The organism is Pseudomonas syringae, assembly GCF_002157375.1.
Lineage (GTDB): Bacteria > Pseudomonadota > Gammaproteobacteria > Pseudomonadales > Pseudomonadaceae > Aquipseudomonas > Aquipseudomonas syringae_T.
In genome coordinates this window covers 294,809-319,933 of record NZ_MTSA01000002.1, presented here as the reverse complement: position 1 = coordinate 319,933, position 25,125 = coordinate 294,809, and the positions used below count along the sequence as shown (strand labels likewise).

Genomic DNA, 25,125 nt, shown 5'->3' with positions numbered 1-25,125 from the left:
GCGCGGAAGCGTGCGCAACGAGCATTGCAAGCACAGCGTCCCCCGAATACTCACCGGCGCGGCAATCCTGATAACATGCTGCGCACTTCGACACTGCCGCGATGCCCGCCGATGCCTCATGTTTCCAGCGCTACCCCTACCCCTGAATTGACAGCGGTGTTTGCCGCCTTGCAGGAGCATTTCCTGAAAGTCGTCGTGCCGCTCTGGCAGGGGCCGGGCTGGAATGCGCAGTTGGCGCTCCCTTATGAAGCACTCGATGCCGCCGATCAGCCGTTGCCGCCGCAGCGCTATCGGGCGATGGCCTGTGCGCGGCAGCTGTTCCTGTTTTCCAGCCTGATCGATCATCCTGAAGTACCGGATGCGCGAGCGCGGGCAGGCGCCTTGTTTCGCTCGTTGCAACAGCACTTTCATGATGCAGAGCATGGCGGCTGGTTCTACAGCATCGATCCACAGGGCAAACCGCTGGATCGCCGCAAGGACCTTTACACCCACGCCTTCATCATTTTTGCCTGCGCGCATTACTGGGCCAACGTGCGCGACCCGCTGGCCGAGTCGGTGCTCAATGCGGCGCTCACTGTCGTGGCCGAGCGGTTTGCCGACAATGACGGGCTGTATGAAGCGCAACTCGGCGAAGACTGGTCAACGCTGGGCACGGGCCCTCTGCAAAACCCGCTGATGCATCTGGCGGAAGCCTTTCTGGCGACGCTGTCGGTGCGGGCCGATCCGGCCACTCAGTCAGCGATGGAGGGGCTGGTTATCCACATGCAGCGACGCTTCGTCGACACCGCGACCGGCGTGATGCTGGAGAAACCGCTGGGCGCTGTGGATAACTGGTACGAGCCAGGTCATCAGTTCGAATGGTTTTTCCTGCTGCAGTCCTCGCCTGACCTGCACGGTCGCGAGTTGCACGTGTCCATGACCCGCGCATTCGCCTATGCCCAGGCGCAAGGCGTCGATCCGCAGACCGGGGCGGTGAACGCCATGCTGACGCCGGAGGGTACGGTGCTCGACGCCACACAGCGTATCTGGGCCCAGGCCGAATACTTGCGGGCAATGGCGCTGAGGCCGGAGTGCGAAGCGGCGCTGCCCGAACAGTTACTCGCGTTCGAACAGCGCTTCCTGCACGTCAAGGGCTGGAACGAGTGCGTCGAACCGGATGGCAGCGTCAGTCGCAGCGATATGCCTTCGACCACGCCCTACCATCTGGCGACCTGCTACATCGGCCTGGCCGACGCTCTCGCGAATCGCTTCATCACCGCCTTCCCGCCGCCGACGCCCGTAGAGGGCTGATCAGCCGCGATTGCGATCAATCGCGAAACCGGCCCAGGTCTGGCTGACAGGCATCAGTTCCAGGCTGTTGATATTGACGTGCGCCGGCGTGTTCATGATCCAGAAAATGGTGTCGGCAATGTCCTGCGGCTGGATCGGCTCGGCACCCGCGTAAGTGGCGTCGTACTTGGCCTGATCGCCGCCGAAACGCACCAGCGAGAACTCGCTTTCACACAACCCAGGCTCCAGGTTGGTCACACGCACGCCAGTGCCGACCAGATCGTTGCGCAGGTTCAGCGAAAACTGACCAACGAACGCCTTGGTGCCGCCGTAAACGTTGCCGCCCGGGTAAGGGTAGTTACCGGCCACCGACCCCAGGTTGACGATGCTCGCCCCGCGACCGTGCGCAATCAGGCGCGGCAGCAACAGTCGAGTGGTGTACACCAGGCCTTTGACGTTGGTGTCGATCATGGTGTCCCAGTCATCGAGATCGCACTTGGGTGCAGGATCGATACCCAGCGCAAGGCCCGCGTTGTTGATCAGCCCCCGAACCGTGCCAAACGCTGGAGGCAGGTCAGCGATGGCAGCCTCCATCGCTGCGCGGTCCCGCACGTCCAGCACCAGCGTATGAACCTTGGTCTGACCGGACAATTCAGCACTCAAGGCATCCAGACGATCCTTGCGGCGACCGGTCAATATCAGCGACCAGCCCGCTTGCGCAAACCGGCGGGCGCAGGCCTCACCGAAACCGGACGTAGCGCCTGTAATGAATACCGTGGAAGTCATTGGGTTCTCCTGACATGGCGCGAAAAGAGCGCAGCCTGTTAATAAGTGATCGGCAGGGCCGAAGAATGCCCGTCTGCTGCCCTGCGACGCAACAACCGAACGCATTTGTACAAAAAACAACCAGCACGGGCAAAGCCAGACATTACGGGCCTCGCAGCCAGTTTTGCCCACCTTATCCACAGTCAGGCACACAAACTCTGGGGGCAAGTCAGCCCGGCTGAAAGTCCCGCCGTTCGGGGCCTCCAGCAGAACAGGAGAAGTTTTTCCCTTGACTTTGATCGAGACCGGAAGGCGCGGCATGACCGTCAGAAAACCGTGATGGCCTGTAGCCCCGATGCAGTAACGGTCAGGTCACTCTTTCCAACGCTTGTTCACAGACTTATCCACAGGGTTTGCACTCAGGAAAGCTGTATGAACAACCAGCCCAAAAGCAGTTGACAACACCCGCGAAAAGTTGGCCCGAAAGCACTGATCAAAATTCAACCAGAGCGCTACACACCTTGTGCATAAAGGGCTGCAGGCACATACTCCCAAGTTATTAACAGCCAGTTCCACAGTAATGGTGAACAAGTCAAAACGGTGACAAAACAACCGTTTGCAGCGGTTTTATGTCGCATCCGGCAGGCGCGTCAGAATTGTTTTCCACAATTGAAAACAACAGCGCCCCGAATGTATGAACAGGCGGGGCGCTGACCGGAAACGGCAGGGTTTTGACGAACTCAGTGACCGCCCAGATACGCGTTCCTGACCTCTTCATTTACAAGCAATTCCTTGCCCGTGCCGGACAAGCGAATCTCGCCATTGACCATCACGTACGCACGGTCAGACAGCTTGAGCGCATGGTTGGCGTTCTGCTCGACCAGAAAAATGGTCATGCCGGTGGCTGCCAGCTCGCGCAGGGTCGAGAAGATCTGTTTGACGATAATCGGTGCCAGCCCCAGGCTCGGCTCATCAAGCAGCAACAGCTTCGGGCGGCTCATCAGTGCGCGGGCAATGGCGAGCATTTGCTGCTCGCCACCGGACATGGTCATGGCGCGCTGATTGCGACGCTCCTTGAGGCGCGGAAACAGTTCGAACATGCTCTGCATGTCTTGCGCCGAATGCTTGTCGCCAATCGGGATGGTGCCCATCATCAGGTTTTCCTCGACCGACATGTCGGGGAATACCCGCCGCCCTTCGGGCGACTGCGCAATGCCGTTGGACGCAATGTAATGCGACGACTTCTGCGTGATGTCAGTGCCCTGATAAATGATCTGCCCGCTGGCGGCACGCGGCTGGCCGAAGATCGACATCAACAGCGTGGACTTGCCTGCGCCGTTGGAGCCGATCAGGCTCACCGTTTCGCCTTCATTGATGTGCAGCGAGACCTTTTTGAGGGCCTGAATCGGCCCGTAAAACACATCGATGTCTTTCAGTTCGAGGATCGGCTTGCTCATACCAGTTCCTCTTCATCAGCGCCCAGGTACGCGGCGATCACTTTCGGATCATTGCGGATCTGCTCCGGCCCGCCGGTTGCAATCACGTTGCCGTGGTCCAGCACCACAATGTCGTCCGAAATCCCCATCACCATGCCCATGTCATGCTCGATCAGCACAATGGTCATGTCATGTTCATCGCGCAACAGCCGGATCATGCCACTCAGCGCTTCGGTTTCCTGTGGGTTGAGGCCGGCGGCCGGTTCGTCCAGGCAAATCACTTGAGGACGCGTACACATGGCGCGGGCGATTTCCAGACGCCGCTGCTGGCCGTAGGACAACTCGCCAGCCAGGCGATTGGCGCAATCCACAAGATCAACCACTTCCAGCCAGTAGAACGCCGTACCGAGCGCATCCTCTTCGGCCTTGCGATAGCCTTTGGTGTTGAGGATGCCGCTGATCAGGCTGCGGTTGACCCACATGTGCTGGGCAACCAGCAGGTTTTCCACCACCGACATTTCCTTGAACAAGCGGATGTTCTGGAACGTGCGCGCCAGCCCTGCCCGGTTGACCAGGTGGGTGCCGCCAAACATCTTGTAGTACACCCGGCTGAGGAAGCTTTTGGGCGAGACAAAATCGGTCGCCTTGAACGGCTCGCCCAGCAGCCGGATCACATTGGTGGTCTTGTCGCGGGTGTGCAGCTCGATGCGCCCGCCAGTGGCCTTGTAGAAACCGGTCAGGCAATTGAAAACCGTCGTCTTGCCCGCGCCGTTGGGGCCGATCAAGGCAAAGATCGAGTTGCGGCGAACCTTGAGGCTGACGTCGCTGAGGGCCTTGATACCGCCAAAGTGCATCATCAGGTGCTCGACGGAGAGAATCACTTCATTGCTCATCGTGCGCCTCCTTCTGTCACCAGTGCGCCCTTGCGTGGTTTCACGCCGGTACGGCTGATGCGGATCAGCCCGCGCGGACGCCAGATCATCATCAGCACCATCAGAATCCCGAACAGCAACACGCGGTACTCGGAGAAGCTGCGCAGCAGTTCAGGTGCCACGGTCAGCACGAAGGCGGCGATCACAACGCCTACGGTCGAGCCCATGCCGCCCAGCACCACGATGGCCAGAATCAGTGCGGACTCGAAAAACGTGAACGAAGTCGGGTTGACGAAGCCCTGATAGCTGGCAAAAAACACACCCGCCAGCCCCGCTGTCGACGCACCGATGGTGAATGCCGAGAGCTTCACCAGCACGTGATTGAGCCCCATCGAACGGCAGGCAATCTCGTCCTCGCGCAAGGCTTCCCAGGCACGGCCGATCGGCATGCGGGTCAGACGGTGCTTGATGAACAGCACCGCCAGCACCACCAGAAACAGCACGGTGTAGATGAAGATGAATTTCAGGTCCGGGTTGTAATCGAAGCCGAAATATTCATGAATGGGGACACCGCCGTCTTTGGCACGACGCCCGAATTCCAGGCCGAAAAAGGTGGGCGACGGCACCGGCACGCCATTCGGGCCGCCGGTGAACGACAGCCAGTTATTCAGCACCAGCCGGATGATTTCGCCGAACCCGAGCGTCACGATGGCCAGATAATCGCCATGCATGCGCAGTACCGGAAAGCCTAGAATGCATCCGGCCAGCGCCGCCGCAATCGCCGCCAGCGGCAGCGCCGACCAGAAGCCCAGCCCGAGATACTGATACCCCAGCGCCAGACCGTAGGCGCCGATGGCATAGAACGCGACGTAACCCAGATCGAGCAGCCCCGCCAGGCCGACCACAATGTTCAGCCCCAGCCCCAGCAACACGTAGATCAGCCCGAGAATGACCACGGTCAGGATGTACTTGTTGGCGAAGATCGGGAACACGATGGCGATCACGATCAGCAGCGGAATGATCCAGTACAGGCTGGATTTGTGATCCGGCTTGAGCACATGCACGCCAGAGTCCGAGCTTTCGAAGCTCTGGGACATGCGTATGCCCTTGGGTGTCTGCAGGAACAGACTGATCAGGAATCGACCGACCATGACCACAGCCACCAGCCACGCTACGCGGGTCGGTTGCAGGTTGAAGCTGTAGCCGTCGAGCACGATGCCCACAATCGGACCGAACACGATCAACGCCAGCAGCCCCGCGATCACGGCATCAATCAGGCTTTTTTTGATTTCTACAGGTTTGGTGACAGGACCAGCAGCAGTAACGGACATACTTATACCTTCGCCACAAGTGGGCGACCCAGCAGGCCTTGGGGACGGAAAATCAGGATCAGAACCAACAGGCCGAAACTGAACACGTCTTTGTAGTCGGAGTTGATCAGACCGGAGAACTGCGACTCGGCAACCCCCAGGATCAGTCCGCCCAGCATGGCGCCCGGCAACGACCCGATCCCGCCCAGCACCGCAGCGGTAAACGCTTTGATACCGATAATGAAGCCGGCATAAAAGTCGAAAGTGCCGTAGTTCATGGTGATCAGCACACCGGCCAGTGCAGCCATCGCAGCACCGATGATGAACACGTAGGAAATCACCCGGTCGGTGTTGATCCCGAGAATCGACGCCATCTTGCGGTCTTGCTGAGTGGCCCGGCACATGCGGCCCAGCTTGGTGTACTTGATGATGTAGGTCAGCACACCCATGCCGACGAAGGCGGCAATGAGGATGAAGATCTTGGTGTAGGTGATCTGCACAAAGCCACTGCCGATCTCGAAGCGCCATGCGCCTTCAAGCAACGTCGGCACGCCCTGCTGACGAGCGCCCTGACTGATCTGCGCGTAGTTCTGCAGGATCAGGGAAATACCGATGGCACTGATCAGGGGTGCCAGCCGGGTCGAGTTGCGCAATGGCTTGTAGGCCACTCGCTCGATCACGAAGCCGTACACGCCGGTCACCACGATGGTGAACACCAGCGTGCCGAGAATCAGGAAGGGAAAAGACTCCAGCCCGAAGAAAGACAGAACCGCGAGGCCGATGGCGGCCAGGTAGGCGGAAATCATGTACACGTCGCCGTGGGCGAAGTTGATCATGCCGATGATGCCGTAGACCATCGTGTAACCGATGGCGATGAGGCCGTAGACCGACCCCAGAGTGAGTCCGTTGACCATTTGTTGCAGGAAGATTCCATCCATCACGCACGCTCACACACTGAAAGGCAGCTCAGCACCCTGACGGTCGCGCCCTCGTGAGGCGCGACCGGCAGGTCCGAAAACAACAACAGAGATGCAGGCTCGCTCATGGGCGAGCCCATCACCGCGTCAGCCCCCGAAGGCAGGGCTGACAGAGGTCTGTCTCACTTCTGTTTTTCGAGTTGCTTGTATTTACCGTTGGCGTCCCACTGGTAAACCACGTAGTCGGAGACTTTCAGGTCACCCTTGCTGTCCCAGGCTTTTTCGCCCATGACCGTTTTGACGGGGTTCGCCTTGAGCCACTCGGCGGCCTTGTCGCCTTTGTTGGACTTGGCGCCATTGAAGCCGGCAGCCAGGGCCTGAATCGAAGCGTAAGCGTAGAGGGTGTAGCCTTCAGGCTCGTAACCGGACTTACGGAACTGGTCTACGACCGCCTTGCTGTCCGGCAGGACGCGCGGGTCTGCACCGAAGGTCATGTACACGCCGTCCACGTATTGCGGACCGCCGGCGGTGGTGACCAGTTCGTCGGTGACGATGCCGTCATCGGACATGAATTTGACGTCCTTGAGACCCTGCTCGCGCATCTGACGAACCAGCGGGCCGGCTTCAGGGTGGAGGCCGCCGAAGTACACGACGTCAGCACCGGTCGAACGGATCTTCGTGACCAGTGCGCTGAAGTCTTTTTCGCCGCGGGTCAGGCCCTCTTCAAGCACTGGCTTGACGCCGCGTGCCGTCAGTTGCTTGGCGGTAGCGTCTGCGAGGCCTTTGCCATAGGTGTCTTTGTCATTGATGACGGCGACTTTCTTGCCCTTGAGCACATCAACGATGTAATCACCGGCGACGATACCTTGCTGATCGTCACGCCCGCACATACGGAACATTTCCTTCAGGCCACGCTCGGTCACCGTCGGGTTGGTCGAGCCAGGCGTAATGGCAATCACGCCTGCATCGCTGTAGACCTCGGAAGCTGGAATGGTCGACGACGAACAGAAGTGGCCGACGACGCCGATGACCTTGTCGTTATCGACCAACCGGTTGGCCACCGCGACGGCCTGCTTTGGCTCACAGGCATCATCGCCCGCAACCAGAACGATTTTCTCCCCGTTCACACCGCCTGCCGCGTTGATCGCGTCAGCCGCTGCCTGGGCACCTTTCATGTATTGCTGACCGAACGATGCGTTGGCGCCCGTCATGGGACCCGCGACGCCGATTTTCACGTCAGCCTGTGCAAACGAAGACACGCCCAATGCAGTTGCCACTGCAATTGCCAGAAAGCCTTTCCTGTAAAACGTATGCGACATGAGTGGTGCTCCTGAGGATATTTTTTTAATAGGCACTGCGATTGCGTGACTGCTCGGATACCGGCTTGCTCAACTACAGAATTGCGTAGAGCAAGGCGCGTGCCATCACTTTTTCATTATTGAAAATGTCGTGTTTTTCTTTTCATTCAAGGACCTGATCAACCCGCGCCGTGGCCGTGCAACCCTCTAGAACGCAAAAGGTGCAACCCACCCAAGAAAAAGAGCAACCTTGACCGGACTGCATAGCAACCGGCAAAGCACAGGTCGTGCAACCCCCCTGTAACAACACACGTCACCGAATTGCACACGCCCGGTGCGCGAACGCTACGAGACGCACCATTTGAGGCTAGTGGATTTGTCAGAAAAAGCAGGTGCGGATCCCTTGAGCATTAATAATGCGAGAGGGGCCTGGCCGACAAACAACCTTTAAGCGAGATATCATTCCGATTATTCATGGTGCTCACGCACGCTCGCGCTGGAATACAGAGAAGTCATCATGCTGAACAAACGTCATCTGCCCTCGATCGCCGCCCTGCAATGCTTTGAGGCGGTGACCCGGCATTTGAGCTTCACCCGCGCCGCAGAAGAACTCAACCTGACCCAGAGCGCCGTCAGCAAACAGGTCGCGCAGCTTGAAGAGCTGGTCCAGCACCTGTTGTTTCAGCGGGTGCGGCGTCGCTTGCAACTCACACCGGCCGGCGCGTTGTACCTGGCGGAAGTGCGCAAGATTCTTACTCAGATCGAGATGTCCACCCACTTTCTGCGCTCCTACGGCGGCGAAACCGAGGTGCTGCGGGTCTCGACACCTTCCACCTTCGGCGCCCGCTGGCTGGTGCCGCGCCTGAAGGGCTGGCGCCTGCGTCATCCGCACATCCACCTGGACCTGATCAACGAGCAGGAATCCGATGACCTGATCAAGGGCCGGTGCGACGTGTCGTTCTATTTCGGTCAGGCCGCCATTCCCGGTGCGGAGAGCGTGAAGCTGTTTGGCGAGGAACTGGTACCGGTCTGCGCCCCCGACAGCCTTCCTGATACGCCCTTCACCGACCCGACCCAGTTGAGCGAACTGGTCCTGTTGCAGAACGCTTTTCGCCCTCAGGCCTGGCATGAATGGTTCGAAAGCCAGGGCTTTCATACTGATCACAGTTATCACGGCCCACGTTTTGAAACCTTCTACATGTGCATCCGCGCCGCCCAGGTCGGCTGCGGTGTTGCGCTGCTGCCGCGCTTTCTGGTGGAGGAAGAACTGGCCGAGGGCAAGCTGGTCATTCCATGGGATTACCCATTGCCCAGCACTAACAGCGCCTATTACCTGTCCTATCCGGAACACACTGCCGACGTGCCCAAAATCCGGGTTTTTCTGCAGTGGATGCTGGAACAGTTGGAACAATCGCCACGTTAAGGGCGACAATGCACACCCATCCGGCCGTGAGCTTTCCGTGGTGACAGACAGGAAGTCGCGGGTCCGACATTATCCGGCTGCTCTGGAGAGCCCGATTCAATGAGCGAGAGCGCCTTTTCAAATCGTATCGTGCAAAGCCTGCTCGACACCGATTTCTACAAGCTGACCATGATGCAGGCCGTCCTGCACAACTACCCCAACGTGGACGTCGAGTGGGAGTTTCGCTGCCGCAACGGGGAAGACCTTCGCCCCTATCTGGACGAGATCAAGCATCAGATCGAGTTGCTGTGCGAGCTGTCGCTGACCCCTGAGCACTTGGGCTTTCTGGAGCGCATCACGTTTCTCAAACCGGATTTTCTGAGGTTTCTGGGGCTGTTCCGCTTCAACACCCGCTATGTCAAAACCAGCATCGAAGACGGTGAGCTGTGCATCCGCCTGCATGGGCCGTGGCTGCACGTCATTCTGTTCGAGGTGCCACTGCTGGCAATTGTCAGCGAAGTCCGGAACCGCCACCGTTACCCGGACACCCTGCTCAGCCAGGCCCGCGACCGCCTGTATGACAAGTTCGAATGGCTGAGCACTCACGCCACACCTGATGAACTGGCCGAGCTGAAAGTCGCGGACTTCGGGACTCGCAGACGCTTTTCCTACCGGGTTCAGGAAGAAATCCTCTGCGTACTCAAAAAGGATTTTCCGGGCCAACTCGTCGGCACCAGCAATGTCCATCTGGCGCGCCAGCTTGACCTGAAACCGCTGGGCACAATGGCTCACGAGTGGATCATGGCTCACCAGCAATTGGGGCCGCGCCTGATCGACAGCCAGATCGCCGCGCTCGACTGCTGGGTTCGCGAGTACCGAGGCCTGCTGGGCATCGCATTGACGGATTGCATCACCACCGACGCGTTTCTGAACGACTTCGATCTGTACTTCGCCAAGCTGTTCGACGGTTTGCGCCACGATTCGGGTGACCCGGTGAAGTGGGCCGAAAAATGCATCTCGCACTACCAGAAACTGGGCATCGACCCGATGAGCAAAACGCTGGTGTTTTCCGATGGCCTGAATCTGCCCAAATCGCTGGAGATCTTTCGGGCGTTGCGCGGGCGCATCAATGTCAGCTTTGGCATCGGCACCAACCTGACCGCCGACATCCCAGGCATCGCGCCCATGAACATGGTGCTGAAAATGACCGCTTGCGCAGGTCAGGCCGTCGCGAAAATTTCCGACGAGCCCGGCAAGACGCAATGCAAGGACCCGAATTTTGTCGCCTACCTGCGGCATGTGTTCAAGGTGCCCGCCTTGCCGACGCCTGACACACCCGCTTGAATTGTCCTATTTACGAGGAGTGAATCATGCACGCCGTACAGCGCCAGATTGCTGAACAGCTCAAGGTCCAGCCACCTTTTGCGGACCAGAACGCATTGCAGGCCGAAGTCGCCCGCCGCGTCAACTTCATCAAGGAGTGCCTGCAGAACGCACGCCTCAAAACGCTGGTGCTGGGCATCAGCGGCGGGGTCGATTCCCTGACGGCCGGCCTGCTCGCACAACGCGCCGTCAAAGAGCTGCGCGCCAGCACGGGTGACGCCGGTTATCGCTTCGTCGCCGTGCGCCTGCCCTACGTCGTGCAGGCCGACGAACACGAAGCTCAGGCATCCGTGGACTTCATCGAGCCGGACGAGCGTCACACCATCAATATCGGCTCCAGCGTCAAGGCGCTGGCTGCTGAAGTGAAAGCCTTCGACGGGCTGCCGGCCAGTTCCGTGGACTTCGTACTCGGCAACACCAAGGCCCGCATGCGCATGGTTGCCCAATACACCGTCGCCGGGGCTTATCAGGGCCTGGTGATCGGCACTGATCACGCGGCCGAAGCCGTCATGGGTTTCTTCACCAAGTTCGGCGACGGTGCCTGCGACCTCGCACCGTTGAGCGGTCTGGTGAAAAATCAGGTGCGCGCCATCGCCCGCCATTTCGGCGCGCCGGAGTCACTGGTGGAAAAAGTACCGACGGCCGACCTGGAAGACCTGTCACCCGGCAAACCGGACGAAGCCTCACACGGCATCACCTACGCCGAGATCGACGCCTTCCTGCACGGCGAGCCGGTGCGTGAGGAAGCGTTCAGGATCATTTGCGAAACCTACGACAAGACCCAGCACAAACGCGAATTGCCCTACGCCCCGTGAGGGATTGGCACGGCAAGGATCTGTGACGCGGAGCGTCACGCAAGGCATTCCCACGCTGGAGCGTGAGGAACGAGCGGTGTCCAGGAAAAACACCTCTCGTGCCCCCGCTCCGCATGGGCATGCCGGATGGGCGCGGCGCAGATCTGTGACGCGGAGCGTCACGCAAGGCATTCCCACGCTGGAGCGTGAGGAACGAGCGGTGTCCGGGAAAAACACCTCTCGTGCCCCCGCTCCGCATGGGCATGCCGTTCTGGACGCTCTGCGTCCGACTCTGGAAACGTATCGTTACTTGAGGGTCACGGCGCCTTTCATCATGCTGATGTGCCCCGGGAAGGTGCAGAAAAACTCATATTCCTGCGCCGGGTCCAGTTTCGACACATCGAACGTCACCGAGTCTTTTTCACCGGCGCCAATGACTTTGGTGTGGGCGATGATGCGGTCGTCGTCCGGCTTCAGGTAATCCTTGTCGATGCCTGCCGCCATGCCATCGTTGGTGATCGCCTGAGCATCGGCTTTCTTGCCCAATACCCAGTTATGCCCCATGACATTCTTCGGCAGGTTGCCGGAGTGCGTCAGGTTGACAGTAAACGTCTTGCAGCTCTTGTCGATCTGGATGGCTTTGGTGTCGTACATCATCTGATCGGTCGAATCGACTGTGGCCGAGCACTCGGCAGCCAACAACTGACCACTGGCCAACGACAACAGCGAAATCGCTACGAGCTTGCGAATCATTTGAATCTCCAGGGCAGGCTATTTAAAAAACGTAAGAATTGACGTTACAAGAGAGTGCCCGATCAGGGCCGGGGTTCCAAGGACGTACGTCGAAAGGCCCTCGTCGCCATTGCACCCCTGAAGAACGATTCGCGAAGGCCGTGAATTAGGCGCTGACAGGCATGACCGTGACCCGAACCTCGGGATCGTGGTTGCCGCCACCCAGAATAACGCCTCGCAACGGTGAAACGTCCGAGAAGTCCCGCCCCCAGGCCAGACTGATGTGCTCCAGCGCAGGCTGGGCGTTGTTGGTCGGGTCAAAATCGACCCAGCCCGACGCCGGGCAGAACACCGACACCCAGGCATGCGAAGCGTCCGCGCCAATCAACCGGGGCTGGCCAGGCGGTGGCTGGGTCAGCAGGTAACCGCTGACGTAACGCGCCGCCAGCCCGCGTGAGCGCAGGCACGCCAGCATCAAGTGCGCAAAGTCCTGGCACACGCCGCGTCGCCGCTCCAGCACCTCCACCAGCGGCGTAGCGACCTGAGTCGCCTCTTCATCGAAGGTGAATTCGGTAAAGATCTTCTCCATCAGGGCCTGCGCGCCCAGCAGCAAAGGCCGCCCCGCAGGAAAACAATCCTGAGAAAACTCGACGAACGAACGCTTCAGGTGGACGTAAGGTGATTCAAAGCGGTAGCGGCAGGCTTCAAGAATATCCTCGGTCATCGGCTTGGCGCTGTAAGTCAGCGCACTGCGGGTCACTTCCCATTCCGGCGACAGGTTGAAATCCAGAAATGGCCGTTCCAGCACCTCGATACGCAGCCGGGCATTGACCTGCAGTTCATCATGCGGGCGCTCGAATGCCAGGCGGGTCAGCGGATTGCCGAACACATCCAGTTCATCGCGACGCGTTGTGGGCGTCGGAAAAATCTCAAGTGCCTGCTCGGTGCAACGCTGCCACGGACTGCTGCGCGGCCACAGATGCGCCAGTTGCTGAGCCAGGGAAACCGGACTGTCGTACTTGTAATGCGTGTCGTGAAAAATCTGGTAGAAGGCGCTCATCAGACAGATACCGTGCGTTGGCTGACGTCATCGACGTGGGCAAAATGGCGCAGGGCCAGACGGTCTGAAGCCTGCCCACTGCTGTCGCCGATGCTGTGCAGCAGATCCGCCAGCCCGTCGAGGACAGCGTCGATGCTGCTCTGACCAAACAGCGGATTTTCCAGGCTGCCCAGATCGAAGGCGGCGAGACGCTGGGCCAGTACCGCCAGGCTGTTATCGCGCGGCGCGTCGAACTCATCGTTCAGGCGGCGCAGCGAGCGCTGGACCAGCTTGAGCTGAAACAGCACGGCATGCGGGTTTTGCTCATCGAGCAACAGCAGGTCCAGCACCGGAATAAGGTGCGGAACGGCCATGTAACGCGAACGGTAGGTGATGCTGCTGTTACCCAGCTCCAGCAGCCATTCCAGCCCGGCCTGTTCCGAAGCCACCGAACCGCGCAGAAACGCCGCGAGGCTGGTACTGAGGAATTTCAATCGCTCGATACGCCGACCGATCATCAGGAAGCTCCAGCCTTCGTCGCGGGTCATGTCGTCCAGCGCGAAACCGGAAAGGGCCGCCAGCGACATCACCAGACGGTTGAGGAAGTCCAGCAATTCGCCGAAATCCGGCTCGTCGGTTTCCAGGCTCAGGGCTTCACGCTGCAACTCGACCAGCGTCTGCCAGTTTTCCCGTGAAAGCTTGCCACGCACTTGCGACGCAGCCCATTGCAGGCGCTGCAAATTGGCGCGCAGGCTGAAAGGCCACTCGTCACCCAGCAAGGCAACGAGCAGACGGTCCTTCAGTTCTTCGTCCTCCTCCGCTTCCGGCAGCATGCCCAGGCTTTCCGCCAGAGCCACGGCGGCCTGCAACGCGAGAGGATCGTCATCATCGACATAGCGCGTCAGCATGATGCGCAACAGACGCGCACTGTCGTCGCAACGCTCGCAATAACGCCCGAACCAGAACAGGTTCTCTACCACTCGCGACGGGAGGTAAGGATCGCGGCGGATCAGATCATAGACGCCCAGGGTGCGCTGGCCTTTCCAGGGTTCGCCAAGGTGCGAACGCTCGCCCAGCACCCAAGTGTCCTTGCTCGCACCGCCGCGCTGCATCGACACTACATCGGCATCGGCTTCAGCGGCGACGCGGGTCAGACCGCCCGGCAACACGCGATAGCCGTCGAGGCTGGCCACGGCGTACACCCGCATGCCAATGGCGCGGGGTTGCAGGCCGGTGCCGTCTGCTTGCAGGACCGGCGCATGAGACAACTGTGCCAGCTCTTGGGCAACATAAGCGTAAGGCCGCGACTGCATGCGCAGGGCGAGCGCATTACGTTGCTCTTCGTTGAGGTCGCGACCAAACACGGGGGCGAAGTGCTGCGAGGGGAAGGCCGGTTTGATCAGCAGATCAGGCAGTTTCTCCAGCGCTTGCGCCAGCACTGTCGGCTCTCCGCACCACCAGGTCGCAACCGAGGGCAGGATCAGGTCCTCGCCAAACAGGTACTGACTGATTTTCGGCAAAAAGCCCAACAGGCCCGGGGACTCCAGAACGCCGCTGCCCAACGCATTGGCGACCAGCACATTGCCTCTACGCACCGCCTCCAGCAAGCCCGGCACGCCAAGTGCGGAATCGGTACGCAATTCCAGAGGGTCGCAGAAGTCATCGTCCAGGCGGCGCATGATCGCGTGAACCCGGCGCAGGCCGCTGAGGGTTTTCAGGTAGACAGTCGCATCACGCACGGTGAGGTCGCCGCCCTCGACCAGCGGATAACCCAACTGCCGCGCCAGATACAGATGCTCGAAATAACTTTCGTTGAAGCGTCCCGGTGTCAGCAACACCACCAGCGGCGCTTCGCTGCTGGTCGGCGCCTGACGGGCCAGGGTCTGTTGCAGGGTGTCGAAAAAGCCTGACAGATGCCTGACCTGCAAGTCGCGGTAGGTTTCCGGCAAGGCGCGCGCAACGCTCTGGCGATTTTCCAGCGCATAGCCGGCACCCGACGGGGCCTGAGTCCGGTCGGCGGTGACCCACCAGCGCCCGTCCGGCGTGCGCGCCAGGTCCACGGCGTACATGTGCAGAAAGGTGCCTTCCGGCGGTTTGACGCCCTGGCACGGCCACAGAAAATTGTTGTGACCGAACACCAGTTCAGCGGGCAGCAAGCCATTGGCGATCAGGGTTTGCGGGCCGTACAGGTCAGCCAGCACGGCGTTGAGCAGCCGCGCACGCTGGGCAATCCCTGCCGCGACGTGCTGCCACTCATCCGCCGCAATAATGTGCGGCAACAGGTCCAGCTCCCACGGCCGGTCTGCGCCTTTGGGGTCGGCGTAAACGTTGTAGGTGACGCCGTTTTCCTGAATTTGCCGGGTCAACAAGGCCTGGCGCTGGATCAATTGCGCTGAAGTGCTGCGTTGCATGTGCTCGTACAGGCGTCGCCAATGCGGGCGAACGGCACCGTCAGCGTCGAGCATCTCGTGGTAAGTACCCTCGGAAAGAGGGTAGCGGTCAAGCAGGTCAGGCATGGAAGGCTCGGCAGGCAACGTAAGGACTTCAGAGTAGTGCAGCCAGATGTCACGTCCGTGTGCATCTGACGCACAAAACCACTGTTTTTTTAATGCAGACGCATATCCAGCGTCATCGGCAGCTCGTCGTTAATGTTGAGCAACGGGACGTCCAGTTTGCCGGGTGTATGACCAATGCGGAAGAAACGTGACAGGCGACGGCTTTCCGCTTCGTTGGCGTTGACCGGCAAGGTTTCGTAGTTACGACCGCCCGGGTGGGCGACATGATACTCGCAGCCGCCCAGCGAGCGATGCATCCAGGTGTCGAGCAGGTCAAATACCAGCGGCGCATGCACACCGATGGTCGGTTGCAGGCAGTTGGCAGGCTGCCAGGCGCGATAGCGCACGCCCGCGACAAACTCACCGACCCGGCCGGTCGGCTGCAATGGCACGGGTATGCCGTTGCAGGTCAGCAGGTAGCGTTGCGGCGGCAGCCCGGTGAGATGCACTTGCAGGCGTTCCAGCGACGAATCGACATAGCGCACCGCACCACCGGCCGAGCCCTCTTCGCCCAGCACATGCCAGGGTTCCAGCGCCTGACGCAGTTCCAGTTCGATACCGTTGACAGCGTAGTCGCCCACTTTCGGGAAGCGGAACTCCAGGTGCGCGGCAAACCAGTCGGCCTTGACCGGGTAACCGGCGGCGTTGAGGTCGGCGACCACGTCGGCAAAATCCTGCTCGATGAAGTGCGGCAGCATGAAGCGGTCGTGCAACTGCGTGCCCCAACGCGCCAGCTTGGCCGGTGCATAAGGCTCACGCCAGAAACGTGCGACCAGCGCCCGCAGCAGCAATTGCTGGGCGAGGCTCATGCGCGCATGGGGTGGCATCTCGAACGCACGCAGTTCCAGCAGGCCAAGACGTCCGGTCGCGCCATCCGGCGAGTACAGTTTGTCGATGCAGAACTCGGCGCGGTGCGTGTTGCCGGTGACGTCGATCAGCAGATTGCGCAGCAGGCGATCCACGACCCACGGCGCGACGTCTTCGCCGGGTTCAGGCATCTGCGCGAAAGCGATTTCCATTTCATACAGCGAATCGTTGCGCGCTTCGTCGATACGCGGCGCCTGGGAGGTCGGCCCAATGAACAGGCCGGAAAACAGGTACGACAGCGAAGGATGGTTATGCCAGTAGCTGATCAGGCTGCGCAGCAGGTCCGGACGACGCAGAAACGGTGAGTCCGCAGGCGTCGCCCCGCCCAGCACAAAATGGTTGCCGCCGCCGGTGCCGGTGTGCCGGCCATCGATCATGAATTTTTCCGTGGTCAGGCGCGTGAGGCGGGCCTGTTCGTAAAGAAACTCGGTGCGTTCAACCAGTTCGTCCCAACTGGCGGACGGCTGCACGTTGACTTCGATCACGCCCGGGTCAGGTGTGATGCGGAAGTTGCACAGACGCGGATCACTCGGAGGCTCATAGCCTTCCAGCAAAATCGGGCACTGCAGTTCTTCGGCGGTCGCTTCGATCACAGCCACCAGCTCAAGGTATTCCTCAAGCTTCTGCAGCGGCGGCATGAACAGGTACAAACGCCCGTCACGCGCCTCGGCACACAACGCCGTGCGGGTCAGCCAGTCGGCGGACTCGTCAACCTTCGGTGCGCGCTCGGCATCGGTGTCTGTGGACCGGAGTTGCGCGGTCAGCGAGTCGCTGTCTGCCAGTTCAGGGAAGTCCTGATTGTGGTCGGTCGGATGAATGAACGGATATTCCGCTGCCTTGACCCACGGCTGCGACGCCAGCGGCAGTCGATAGCCCAACGCAGAATCGCCCGGCACCAGACGGCAGTGCTCGTCGCGCAGATACCAGCGACCGCTCTGCCAGCTTTCGCTGTCAGCGCTACGGGCCAGCGGCAAAACCTGACCTATCATTTTGTCCAGACCTTGCGCGAAGACTTTGCGCAGACGTGCCCGCTCCATCTCGTCGCCGAGCCTTGAATCTTCAGCGGTCACGTTCACGGGCAGCGCACCTTCGCGCCACAGGTAATAGAAATTGTCTTCGTAAGCCGGAAAAACGAAACGGCTCGGCAGTTTCAAGCGCTCGGCAACGCTGGCCAGGAAACGCCCGGCCAGCTCACCCGTCGCGCCGTAATCCTGTGTTTCATCGGCGATCAGCGCGTTATTGCGCCACACCGGCTTGCCATCCTTGCGCCAGAAACAGTTCAGCGACCAGCGCGGCAGTTGCTCGCCGGGGTACCACTTGCCCTGACCGAAATGCACGATCCCCAGCGGTGCGTAATGCGCCCGCATGCGTTGAAACAGCTCGGCAGACAGCTCGCGCTTGCGAGGCCCCAGCGCTGCGGTATTCCATTCAGCGCCGTCGCGATCATCAATCGACACGAACGTCGGCTCGCCGCCCATGGTCAGGCGCACATCGTCACGCACCAGATCGGCGTCGATCTGCCGGCCCAGTGTCTGGATGTCTTGCCATTGCGCTTCGGTGTAAGGCTTGGTGACGCGCGGCGCCTCCCAGATGCGCTCGACCGACATTTCGTGGCTGAAGTCGGTTTCGCACGGTTCGACCAGCCCGCTGATCGGTGCGGCGGAGGATGGCTCGGGGCTGCACGCCAGCGGAATGTGCCCTTCGCCTGCAAACAGGCCGGAGGTGGCATCCAGCCCGACCCAGCCTGCGCCCGGCAGATACACCTCGCACCACGCATGCAGGTCAGTGAAATCGACCTCGGTGCCAGAAGGCCCGTCCAGCGCCTCGACATCGGCTTTGAGCTGGATCAGATAGCCCGACACAAACCGCGCAGCCATGCCCAGATGACGCAGCAGTTGCACCAACAGCCATGCAGAGTCACGGCATGAGCCCGACGCATTTTCGAGGGTAAATTCCGGGGTCTGAACACCCGGCTCCATGCGGATCAGGTACGCGACGTCCTGGCTCAGGCGCTGGTTGAGACCGACCAGAAAATCAATGGCGGGAATCGGCTCGCGACTGATGCTGTCCAGATAGGCCTGGAATCTCGGCGTCAGCGGCAGCTTTTCGAGGTACGGCGCCAGCTCACGCTGTTCTTCGCTGGCATACGTGAAAGGAATGTTCTCGGCGTACGGCTCCAGAAAGAAGTCGAACGGGTTGAACACCGCCATCTCGGCGACCAGGTCGACTTCCACGCGAAACTCGTTGGTCTTTTCCGGGAAGACCAGGCGCGCCAGATAATTCCCCTGGGGGTCCTGTTGCCAGTTGATGAAGTGGTTTTCAGGCAGGACTTTCAGCGAGTACGACAGCACGCGGGTGCGGCTGTGGGCGGCCGGGCGCAGGCGAACGATCTGAGGGCCCAGTTCGACCGCGCGTTCGTAGCGATAATGCGTGACATGGTGCAAGGCAATATGAATCGACACGGCGTGCCTCCTGCGAGCCTGAACGGTAAATGAGCCGCGCAAGACTTATGCCATCCAGTCAAAGTCAGGCGCCAACGACACCAGCACTGCCCGCCCCGCAAGGCGCAGCACCAAAATCGTGTCCGCCTGAGCAGACGGTGCAAGGGTTGCACAGTAATAAGGCAGACAGTGTGGCAGAGGGATTGAATGGGGGGTAAAGAATTGTGGAGCGGTCTGGATACGCATCCGACGCGTTGCAGGTGTGTGATGCGCAGCTTCACCCGATACATCCCCCCTGCGGGAGCGAGCTTGCTAGCGAAAGCATCATCACTGAACAATCGCTTTCCCGAGCAATGTGGATCGCCACCCCGGTCGCTCCCACAGGAAATCGCAGGCGGGTTTCAGCACTGCCCGATCCTAGATTTCCGGCACATCAGCACACGAACGCATGACAGGCACACATTGCCCCCTGTGGGAGCGAGCTTGCTCGCGAAAGCGTCATCACTGAACAATCGCTTTCCCGAGCAATGTGGATCGCCACCCCGGTCGCTCCCACAGAGTGAGGAACGATAATCTCAACTATCGTGCAACGCTCTGCGTCTGCCCTGGTACCTCGCGTCAGCGCGGCACTACCGGTTTGCGCTTGGCTGGCTTGGGGCCTTTGCCTTTGGCTGCGTCCATACGTTCTTTGGCAGCCTGCTTGTTGCGCGCCATTGCCGCAGCCTTGGCTTCTTCGCGCTTGTCCCACGGTTTGCTGCCGTCGCTTGCGCGTGGCGGCAGACCGGTGTGCTGGGTCTGGATCAGCGTGGTCTTGGTGTTCTTGCCCACCTTATGGCTACCCGCCGGCGTCGAATTCTTGCGGCGGGCGCTCTGGTAGGTGTCGGTCGCTGGCTGATGCAACGGAATCAACTGATCCTTGCCCGGCCCGATCAGATCGGCACGCCCCATACGCTCCAGCGCCTCACGCAACATCGGCCAGCCTTTCGGGTCGTGATAGCGCAGAAACGCCTTGTGCAGGCGACGCTGGGCTTCACTCTTCACAATCGTGACGCCATCACTTTTGTAAGTCACCTTGCGCAGCGGGTTCTTGCCCGAGTGGTACATGGCGGTGGCCGTTGCCATCGGCGACGGGTAGAACGCCTGCACCTGATCCGCCCGGAAGCCGTTGCCCTTGAGCCACAGCGCCAGGTTCATCATGTCTTCATCGGTAGTGCCCGGGTGGGCGGCGATGAAGTAAGGAATCAGGTACTGCTCTTTGCCCGCTTCCTTGGTGTACTTCTCGAACATGCGCTTGAACTTGTCATAGCTGCCAATGCCCGGTTTCATCATCTGGTTGAGCGGACCTTCCTCGGTGTGTTCCGGGGCAATCTTCAGGTAGCCGCCAACGTGGTGCGTGACCAGTTCCTTGACGTATTCCGGCGACTCGACCGCCAGGTCGTAACGCAACCCGGAGGCGATCAGGATCTTCTTCACGCCCGGCAAGGCGCGGGCGCTGCGGTACAGCTGAATCAGTGACGAGTGATCGGTGTTCAGGTTCGGGCAGATGCCAGGAAACACACACGATGGCTTGCGGCAGGCCGACTCGATTTCCGGACTTTTGCAGGCGATGCGATACATGTTCGCAGTCGGCCCGCCCAGGTCGGAGATGACCCCTGTGAAGCCTGGCACCTTGTCGCGGATCTCTTCGATTTCGCGAATGATCGACTCTTCAGAGCGGTTCTGGATGATCCGGCCTTCGTGCTCGGTGATCGAGCAGAACGTGCAGCCGCCGAAACAGCCACGCATGATATTCACCGAGAAGCGGATCATGTCGTAGGCAGGAATTTTTTCCTTGCCGTACGCAGGATGCGGGACGCGCGCGTAAGGCATGCCGAACACGTAGTCCATTTCTTCGGTGGTCATCGGAATCGGCGGCGGGTTGAACCAGACGTCGACTTCGCCATGCTTTTGCACCAGCGCGCGGGCGTTGCCCGGGTTGGTTTCCAGGTGCAACACGCGGTTGGCGTGTGCGTACAGCACGGCATCGTTGCGCACTTTTTCCACCGATGGCAGACGGATAACCGTCTTGTCACGGGTCATGCGCGGGCTGGCAAGAATCTGCACCACCTTGGCTTCGTTCGGGTCTTCGACGTTGCCTTTTTCCTGCTCGATGGCGCAGGCCTGAGTGTCCTGGGTGTTGACGTACGGGTTGATGATCTTGTCGACCTTGCCCGGACGATCGATGCGGGTCGAATCGACTTCGTACCAGCCCTGTGGCGTGTCGCGCCGAATGAACGCGGTGCCGCGCACATCGGTGATGTCTTCAATCTTGTGGCCGTAGGACAGACGCTGGGCGACTTCGACAATGGCCCGCTCGGCGTTGCCATAAAGCAGGATGTCGGCGCAGGCGTCGATCAGGATCGAGTTGCGAACCTTGTCCTGCCAGTAGTCATAGTGGGCGATGCGGCGCAACGAAGCCTCGATGCCGCCCAGCACGATAGGCACGTGCTTATAGGCTTCCTTGCAACGCTGGCTGTAAACCAGACTCGCGCGATCCGGACGCTTGCCGGCCATGCCGCCGGGCGTATAGGCGTCGTCGGAGCGGATTTTCTTGTCGGCGGTGTAGCGGTTGATCATCGAGTCCATGTTGCCGGCAGCGACACCGAAAAACAGGTTCGGCTCGCCGAGCTTCATGAAGTCGTCTTTGGACTGCCAGTTCGGCTGCGCAATGATCCCGACCCGAAAGCCCTGGGACTCAAGCAGGCGACCAATGATTGCCATGCCGAAAGACGGGTGATCGACGTAGGCATCACCGGTCACAATGATGATGTCGCAGGAATCCCAGCCAAGCAGATCCATTTCTTCCCGGCTCATGGGCAGGAAAGGTGCTGGTCCGAAACATTCGGCCCAGTACTTGGGATAGTCAAATAACGGCTTGGCTGCTTGCATGTTCAGGACCTACGTTTGCACGTTGGAAAAATCGCGGGTGCGGAATATAGCACATTTTTTGATCAAGTCCGACGGCGATGGTCGGAAATGCCAGATGATTCGTCTGACGTGCCTCACTGCCATTTATGACAGTACCGGCACTTATCAAGTGGGAATACCCTGATTTCGATACCTGATGGAAATCGAAGCCCATGACTGACGCCATGCACCGACATACACCCTCGCTACTGGTTAATGACAGTCGGGGGCTGTCAATCCGCAGCGTGAGTCAGTACCGCGGCACACAGGGTGAAACCCCAGAGGGGCGCCCGGAACGCCAGCAATATGATGCAGCGGCAAGACCCGTCGCAAAATGGGACGCCAGACGATTCAGGCAATTGACCACCGAGCCATTGACCCGCCCGAATCTGACTACTGTATTCAGCCTCACCGGAGCGCCTTTGGCAGTAGACAGTGTCGACGCAGGCTATCAGGTTTTCCTCTATGGCGAGGCAGGTCATTTGCTGGAGCACTGGGACGCACGTGGCACCCATTGGAAAACCCGCTACGACGAACTGCACCGTCCCTCGGCGGTAAGCGAACAGCTCTGGGGGCAAGCCTCCCGAACGTCCGAACGTTTCTCCTATGCTGATAGTTCAGAGCTGGCTGCTGCCAATAACCTTTGTGGGAGTCTGATTCGGACGTGCGACGGCGCGGGTACCGACCTCATTGAGGCGTGCGGCATTTCAGGACACATTCTGCGCCAGACCCGTCGTTTTCTCCGGACAACCGATTTACCGAACTGGCCTGAAGACTCTTTAAACCAAGAGGCGTTGCTGGAGTCAGGCCCCGGCTTCTCAAGCAACGCACACGTCGACGTCATGGGCGAGGTACTGGCCCAGATCGACGCATCAGGCAATCGTCGTACCTGCACCTATGACGTGTCGGGCCAGCTAAAGACCCTCCGCCTGAAGCCAATGAACGGAAGCGATCAAGTACTGGTGCATGAGTTGAGGTACGACGCTCTTGGCCGTACCGAGTCGCAAACGGCCGGTAACGGAGTCATCAGCCGCGCAAGTTTTGACCCTGCCGATGGCCGTCTGCACGAACTAATCACCAAACGTCCGGGCGCCAAGCCTCTGCAGCACCTGCTGTATGGTTACGATCAGACGGGTAATGTCACCCGAATTGAGGATAAGGCACAGCCTGTAAGACACTTTTCAGGCCAGCGCATTGATGCGGTCAATGAATACGAATACGACAGCCTTTACCAGTTGATCAAAGCGAGTGGTCGCGAAACCGCCCGTGCGGGGATCCGCCCTGAACTGCCGGAGCTTGTCCAACTGCCCGTGGATAAAAGTCAGCTGCTCAATTACATCCAACGGTATTGCTACGACGAAGCGGGCAACCTTCTAAGGCTCAGCCACGAGGGTACACAAGCGTATACCCGTCACATGCTCGTCGATACCAAAAGCAACCGGGCTTTGCCTTGGAACGAGGGTGACGCGCCACCAGACTTCGATAAAGCGTTCGACGCCAATGGCAATCAGCAGGTGTTGATTGCGGGGCGAGCGCTGTACTGGGACTCACGAAACCGTCTGATCAAGGCGGATGCCGTTACTCGGCCCGATCAACCAGACGACAGCGAACACTATGCTTACGACGCTGGCGGCAAGCGCCTGCGTAAAACGGCAACAGCCATGGCCCGGACGGTCCGGCACATACGCGATGTGCGCTATCTCCCAGGCCTGGAAATCCGCACAGACAGCGCCACAGGCGAGCACCTTGAAGTCATCACCGTGCAAGCCGGACGGAGCAACGTGCGCTACCTGCATTGGGTTCAGGGCAAACCGGAGGCCATAGACAACGATCAGCTGCGCTATAGCGTCGATGACCACTTGGGTTCCAGCACACTGGAGCTGGATGCCGAAGCAAGACTGATCAGTTATGAAGGATATTACCCGTTCGGAGGGACGGCTTGGTGGGCTGCGCACTCAGCGGTTGAAGCGTCCTGCAAAGTCATCCGTTACTCGGGAGTGGAGCGGGACAGCACAGGGCTTTACTACTACGGTATGAGGTATTACGCGCCTTGGCTGATGCGCTGGATAAGTGCGGACCCTTTAGGCGACGTTGAAGGACTGAATCTTTACCGAATGACCCGAAACAACCCCATCAGCAGAGTCGACTCGCAGGGCGGGATCAGCGTTGACTTCGATGACATGGGCACCCTTGCTGCGGGCGGTTTTATGGGAGTCATCATTACAGGACTGACATTATGGGCGGTTCAAAAGTACAGCGCGTGGGCAAAGCAAAACGCCAAGATAGAGGCCTATGCGGATTTTTTCGATCAAGCGGCCGACGCCTATAATCTTGACCGCAAAGAGATTGAGGAACTTGACGTATTCATGACCCGCATTAATGCAATGCCCTCGGATATTGCATTCCGGCATGACAGCACCACTAACGCCCTGAATGCGTTCTACCTGACCAGCCTGAAGCAAAAAGAGTATTTTAAAAACAACCAACAGTCCCCCCTCTTCATGAGCCTTTCAACAACAAAAGTGCTCTTCCAAAGTGAAATCAGAGGGCCCGTGTACCCTGAGGAGGAATATAGGCCATCGCGCAGAGCGAGTGCCATAAGCAACTTAAGCAACTTGACGTCTCTTAGTCAGATGTCGGAATTCGACATCTCTACTGCAGAAAAAAAGAAGTACCGTGAAGGTGGAACAACAAGTAAATCCACGTCTGCGACCCCCAGCCCTGACACCCCAGCACAAAAAACCCAAAAGAAAAAATTCGTCATCAACGTTGATATTGGCGACTTTTTTAGCTCCCCAGTGTTCGAGGATGCCAAAAATAAATATAGCCAGAATGATCTGGAATCAGCCGTCACCAAAGCGATCGACAGTTTCAATGAGCGAGGCTTTAAGGGCGCATCAGCACACAAGGTACGCAAGGAAATCTCCTTGGATCTTGCCGGGGTAGCCAGCGCCAAAGGCAGAGGCAAAATCCGCTTGCTACTGGCAAAAGACGACAAAACAGGGCAATGGCGTCCACACCGAATCGGGGATACGCACCGATAGATGCTGCCGCCGTCTCACCATGAGCCATGATGAAACGGGAACAGCATCTGACGGC

Annotated in this window: 16 protein-coding genes; 5 read left to right on the top strand and 11 right to left on the bottom strand. The window is 59.5% G+C overall.

The window, feature by feature from the left end; all coding sequences use genetic code 11:
- Nucleotides 1-75 precede the first annotated feature (75 nt).
- On the top strand, nt 76-1,290 hold the full coding sequence (locus tag BW686_RS03310; protein ID WP_084914197.1) for an AGE family epimerase/isomerase: 1,215 nt from the start codon (nt 76-78) through the stop codon (nt 1,288-1,290).
- Here BW686_RS03310 and BW686_RS03305 read toward each other — a convergent pair whose 3' ends face one another.
- From BW686_RS03305 to BW686_RS03280, 6 genes are all read right to left on the bottom strand, one after another.
- On the bottom strand, nt 1,291-2,055 hold the full coding sequence (locus tag BW686_RS03305; RefSeq protein ID WP_084914196.1) for an SDR family oxidoreductase: 765 nt from the start codon (nt 2,053-2,055) through the stop codon (nt 1,291-1,293).
- A gap of 719 nt (nt 2,056-2,774) precedes the next feature.
- Nucleotides 2,775-3,491 (bottom strand): ABC transporter ATP-binding protein, encoded by a 717-nt coding sequence (locus BW686_RS03300; protein ID WP_084914195.1) that lies wholly within the window; start codon nt 3,489-3,491, stop codon nt 2,775-2,777.
- The gene (locus BW686_RS03295) at nt 3,488-4,363 is read right to left on the bottom strand and encodes an ABC transporter ATP-binding protein (RefSeq protein ID WP_084914194.1); all 876 of its coding nucleotides are present in this window, start codon (nt 4,361-4,363) and stop codon (nt 3,488-3,490) included. The genes BW686_RS03300 and BW686_RS03295 overlap by 4 nt, the downstream gene beginning before the upstream one ends.
- Nucleotides 4,360-5,673, bottom strand: a complete 1,314-nt coding sequence (gene livM, locus BW686_RS03290; protein ID WP_084914193.1) for a high-affinity branched-chain amino acid ABC transporter permease LivM — start codon at nt 5,671-5,673, stop codon at nt 4,360-4,362. Before livM ends, BW686_RS03295 begins: the two co-directional genes overlap by 4 nt.
- 2 nt (nt 5,674-5,675) lie before the next feature.
- A complete protein-coding gene (locus BW686_RS03285) occupies nt 5,676-6,590 on the bottom strand; it encodes an ABC transporter permease subunit (RefSeq protein ID WP_002551844.1) in 915 nt (304 codons plus the stop codon).
- 161 nt (nt 6,591-6,751) lie between these two features.
- Entirely contained in the window at nt 6,752-7,888 is a 1,137-nt protein-coding gene (locus BW686_RS03280; protein WP_084914192.1) for a branched-chain amino acid ABC transporter substrate-binding protein, read from the bottom strand.
- Nucleotides 7,889-8,384: 496 nt separating this feature from the next.
- Between BW686_RS03280 and BW686_RS03275 the strand changes: the two genes are divergently transcribed.
- The 3 genes from BW686_RS03275 to nadE all read left to right on the top strand — a co-directional run bounded on the left by BW686_RS03275 (nt 8,385) and on the right by nadE (nt 11,467).
- Nucleotides 8,385-9,290: a LysR substrate-binding domain-containing protein gene (locus tag BW686_RS03275; RefSeq protein WP_084914191.1), complete on the top strand. Its 906-nt coding sequence runs from the start codon at nt 8,385-8,387 to the stop codon at nt 9,288-9,290.
- A gap of 99 nt (nt 9,291-9,389) precedes the next feature.
- On the top strand, nt 9,390-10,613 hold the full coding sequence (gene pncB, locus BW686_RS03270; RefSeq protein ID WP_084914190.1) for a nicotinate phosphoribosyltransferase: 1,224 nt from the start codon (nt 9,390-9,392) through the stop codon (nt 10,611-10,613).
- A gap of 26 nt (nt 10,614-10,639) precedes the next feature.
- The gene (gene nadE, locus BW686_RS03265; RefSeq protein WP_084914189.1) at nt 10,640-11,467 is read left to right on the top strand and encodes an ammonia-dependent NAD(+) synthetase; all 828 of its coding nucleotides are present in this window, start codon (nt 10,640-10,642) and stop codon (nt 11,465-11,467) included.
- Nucleotides 11,468-11,752: 285 nt separating this feature from the next.
- On the opposite strand, the gene azu is transcribed toward nadE, so the two are convergent.
- The 5 genes from azu to BW686_RS03235 all read right to left on the bottom strand — a co-directional run bounded on the left by azu (nt 11,753) and on the right by BW686_RS03235 (nt 22,008).
- Nucleotides 11,753-12,199, bottom strand: a complete 447-nt coding sequence (azu, locus tag BW686_RS03255) for an azurin (RefSeq protein ID WP_084914188.1) — start codon at nt 12,197-12,199, stop codon at nt 11,753-11,755.
- 145 nt (nt 12,200-12,344) lie between these two features.
- Entirely contained in the window at nt 12,345-13,238 is an 894-nt protein-coding gene (locus tag BW686_RS03250) for a transglutaminase family protein (RefSeq protein WP_084914187.1), read from the bottom strand.
- Nucleotides 13,238-15,733 carry a circularly permuted type 2 ATP-grasp protein gene (locus BW686_RS03245; protein ID WP_084914186.1) on the bottom strand — a complete coding sequence of 832 codons (2,496 nt, stop codon included), beginning with the start codon at nt 15,731-15,733 and terminating at the stop codon, nt 13,238-13,240. Before BW686_RS03245 ends, BW686_RS03250 begins: the two co-directional genes overlap by 1 nt.
- Before the next feature lie 89 nt (nt 15,734-15,822).
- Complete coding sequence (locus BW686_RS03240; RefSeq protein ID WP_084914185.1) at nt 15,823-19,101, bottom strand: transglutaminase family protein; 3,279 nt, start codon at nt 19,099-19,101, stop codon at nt 15,823-15,825.
- A 597-nt stretch (nt 19,102-19,698) separates the two neighbouring features.
- Nucleotides 19,699-22,008 carry a YgiQ family radical SAM protein gene (locus BW686_RS03235; RefSeq protein WP_084914184.1) on the bottom strand — a complete coding sequence of 770 codons (2,310 nt, stop codon included), beginning with the start codon at nt 22,006-22,008 and terminating at the stop codon, nt 19,699-19,701.
- Between the two features lie 191 nt (nt 22,009-22,199).
- On the opposite strand from BW686_RS03235, the gene BW686_RS03230 reads away from it, so the two are divergent.
- Nucleotides 22,200-25,070, top strand: coding sequence for an RHS repeat-associated core domain-containing protein (locus tag BW686_RS03230; protein WP_084914183.1), 2,871 nt, complete (start codon nt 22,200-22,202; stop codon nt 25,068-25,070).
- The last annotated feature ends 55 nt before the right edge of the window (nt 25,071-25,125 follow it).

Coding starts and splice junctions, on each gene's coding strand:
- BW686_RS03310 (WP_084914197.1), top strand. CDS start 76: ATGCTGCGCACTTCGACACTGCCGCGATGCCCGCCGATGCCTCATGTT.
- BW686_RS03230 (WP_084914183.1), top strand. CDS start 22,200: ATGACTGACGCCATGCACCGACATACACCCTCGCTACTGGTTAATGAC.
- livM (WP_084914193.1), bottom strand. CDS start 5,673: ATGTCCGTTACTGCTGCTGGTCCTGTCACCAAACCTGTAGAAATCAAA.
- BW686_RS03285 (WP_002551844.1), bottom strand. CDS start 6,590: ATGGATGGAATCTTCCTGCAACAAATGGTCAACGGACTCACTCTGGGG.
- BW686_RS03305 (WP_084914196.1), bottom strand. CDS start 2,055: ATGACTTCCACGGTATTCATTACAGGCGCTACGTCCGGTTTCGGTGAG.
- azu (WP_084914188.1), bottom strand. CDS start 12,199: ATGATTCGCAAGCTCGTAGCGATTTCGCTGTTGTCGTTGGCCAGTGGT.
- BW686_RS03235 (WP_084914184.1), bottom strand. CDS start 22,008: ATGCAAGCAGCCAAGCCGTTATTTGACTATCCCAAGTACTGGGCCGAA.
- BW686_RS03245 (WP_084914186.1), bottom strand. CDS start 15,733: ATGCCTGACCTGCTTGACCGCTACCCTCTTTCCGAGGGTACTTACCAC.
- BW686_RS03295 (WP_084914194.1), bottom strand. CDS start 4,363: ATGAGCAATGAAGTGATTCTCTCCGTCGAGCACCTGATGATGCACTTT.
- BW686_RS03280 (WP_084914192.1), bottom strand. CDS start 7,888: ATGTCGCATACGTTTTACAGGAAAGGCTTTCTGGCAATTGCAGTGGCA.
- pncB (WP_084914190.1), top strand. CDS start 9,390: ATGAGCGAGAGCGCCTTTTCAAATCGTATCGTGCAAAGCCTGCTCGAC.
- BW686_RS03275 (WP_084914191.1), top strand. CDS start 8,385: ATGCTGAACAAACGTCATCTGCCCTCGATCGCCGCCCTGCAATGCTTT.
- BW686_RS03250 (WP_084914187.1), bottom strand. CDS start 13,238: ATGAGCGCCTTCTACCAGATTTTTCACGACACGCATTACAAGTACGAC.
- nadE (WP_084914189.1), top strand. CDS start 10,640: ATGCACGCCGTACAGCGCCAGATTGCTGAACAGCTCAAGGTCCAGCCA.
- BW686_RS03300 (WP_084914195.1), bottom strand. CDS start 3,491: ATGAGCAAGCCGATCCTCGAACTGAAAGACATCGATGTGTTTTACGGG.